The sequence below is a fragment of the Devosia sp. ZB163 genome, from assembly GCF_028613635.1.
Taxonomy (GTDB): domain Bacteria; phylum Pseudomonadota; class Alphaproteobacteria; order Rhizobiales; family Devosiaceae; genus Devosia_A.
Genome location: NZ_JAQRMY010000006.1, coordinates 1 through 2,500, shown reverse-complemented (window position 1 = coordinate 2,500; position 2,500 = coordinate 1). Strand labels below are relative to the sequence as shown.

General features: G+C 53.7%; 2 rRNA genes (1 of these 2 cut by a window edge). Both read left to right on the top strand.

The features are described 5' to 3' along the window. Positions 1–2,183 (top strand): 23S ribosomal RNA (locus PRN20_RS22760); it begins 546 nt to the left of the window's first position. A 126-nt stretch (positions 2,184–2,309) separates the two neighbouring features. Then, positions 2,310–2,425 (top strand): 5S ribosomal RNA (gene rrf, locus PRN20_RS22755). Positions 2,426–2,500 lie beyond the last annotated feature (75 nt).

Genomic DNA, 2,500 nt, shown 5'->3' with positions numbered 1-2,500 from the left:
TGGGTCATCGACTTAGTCTAACTAGCAAGCTTAAGCCGTTAGGTGTAGGCGCAGCGAAAGCGAGTCTGAATAGGGCGTCAAGTTAGTTGGATTAGACCCGAACCCGAGTGATCTAGCCATGTGCAGGTTGAAGGTAAGGTAACACTTACTGGAGGACCGAACCCACGTAAGTTGAAAATTGCGGGGATGACGTGTGGCTAGGGGTGAAAGGCCAATCAAACTCGGAAATAGCTGGTTCTCCGCGAAAGATATTTAGGTATCGCCTCAGACGAATACCTCAGGGGGTAGAGCACTGGATGGGCTAGGGGGTCTCACCGACTTACCAAACCTAACCAAACTCCGAATACCTGAGAGTACTATCTGGGAGACAGACGGTGGGTGCTAACGTCCATCGTCAAGAGGGAAACAACCCTGACCTACAGCTAAGGTCCCCAAGTCATGGTTAAGTGGGAAAGCATGTGGGAATGCTTAGACAACCAGGAGGTTGGCTTAGAAGCAGCCATCCTTTAAAGATAGCGTAACAGCTCACTGGTCAAGCGTTCCTGCGGCGAAGATGTAACGGGGCTCAAACCATGCACCGAAGCTTAGGGTTTGCAACTTGTTGCAAGCGGTAGCGGAGCGTTCCGTAAGCCTGCGAAGGGATACTCGTGAGAGATCCTGGAGGTATCGGAAGTGCGAATGATGACATGAGTAGCGATAAAGAGGGTGAGAGACCCTCTCGCCGTAAGTCCAAGGGTTCCTGCGCAATGCTAATCAGCGCAGGGTTAGCCGGCCCCTAAGTCGAGGCAGACATGCGTAGACGATGGGAACCACGTTAATATTCGTGGGCCTGGTGGTAGTGACGGATCGCGCGGGTTCGTATCCCCTTATTGGATTGGGGATGCGATGAGCCGGTTCCAGGAAATAGCTCCACCAACATAGACCGTACCCTAAACCGACACAGGTGGACAGGTAGAGCATACCAAGGCGCTTGAGAGAACTATGCTGAAGGAACTCGGCAAATTGCACGCGTAACTTCGGGATAAGCGTGACTTCTACTTGGGCAACCAGGTAGGAGTGGCACAAAAAAGGGGGTAGCGACTGTTTATCAAAAACACAGGGCTCTGCGAAGTTGCAAAACGACGTATAGGGTCTGACGCCTGCCCGGTGCCGGAAGGTTAAAAGGAGATGTGCAAGCATTGAATTGAAGCCCCGGTAAACGGCGGCCGTAACTATAACGGTCCTAAGGTAGCGAAATTCCTTGTCGGGTAAGTTCCGACCTGCACGAATGGCGTAACGACTTCCCCACTGTCTCCAGCATAGACTCAGCGAAATTGAATTCCCCGTGAAGATGCGGGGTTCCTGCGGTCAGACGGAAAGACCCCATGAACCTTTACTATAGCTTTGCGCTGGCACTTGTGTCGGCATGTGCAGGATAGGTGGTAGGCTTTGAAGCAGGGACGCCAGTTCTTGTGGAGCCGCAAGATGAGATACCACCCTTATCGTCATAGGTGTCTAACCGCGATGTAACAGCATCCGGGACAGCGCATGGTGGGTAGTTTGACTGGGGCGGTCGCCTCCCAAAGAGTAACGGAGGCGCGCGATGGTGGGCTCAGACCGGTCGGAAATCGGTCGTTGAGTGCAATGGCATAAGCCTGCCTGACTGCGAGACTGACAAGTCGAGCAGAGACGAAAGTCGGTCATAGTGATCCGGTGGTCCCGCGTGGAAGGGCCATCGCTCAACGAATAAAAGGTACTCTGGGGATAACAGGCTGATACTGCCCAAGCGTCCATAGCGACGGCAGTGTTTGGCACCTCGATGTCGGCTCATCACATCCTGGGGCTGGAGCAGGTCCCAAGGGTATGGCTGTTCGCCATTTAAAGTGGTACGTGAGCTGGGTTCAGAACGTCGTGAGACAGTTCGGTCCCTATCTGCCGTGGGTGTAGGAATGTTGAGAAGAGCTGACCCTAGTACGAGAGGACCGGGTTGGACGAATCTCTGGTGGACCTGTTGTTGCGCCAGCAGCATTGCAGGGTAGCTATATTCGGACGGGATAACTGCTGAAAGCATCTAAGCAGGAAGCCTCCTTCAAAACGAGCATTCCCTTGAGAGCCGTGGAAGACCACCACGTTGATAGGCTGGATGTGGAAGCGCCGTAAGGTGTGAAGCTGACCAGTACTAATAGCTCGATTGTCTTGATCGTTCTCATTAGTCCATGCCCGCAARTCATGCGCGGCCTGGRACGAACGATTGGTCCATGATCAAACTGTCTGCTAGGCCTCGCGCCGGCAGGCTGAAAACCAGAATTCACCCGCATGCTTTTCGCCGATCTGGTGGTAATTGCAGGGGCCCCAGAACCCGATCCCATCCCGAACTCGACCGTTAAAGCCCTTTGCGCCGATGGTACTAAGTCTCAAGACTTGGGAGAGTAGGTCGCTGCCAGGTCTGCCAAAAGCATGTGGTCTCATACGAAACCGAACAACAAACCCCGCCCGCGCAAGCCGGCGGGGTTTTGTTTTG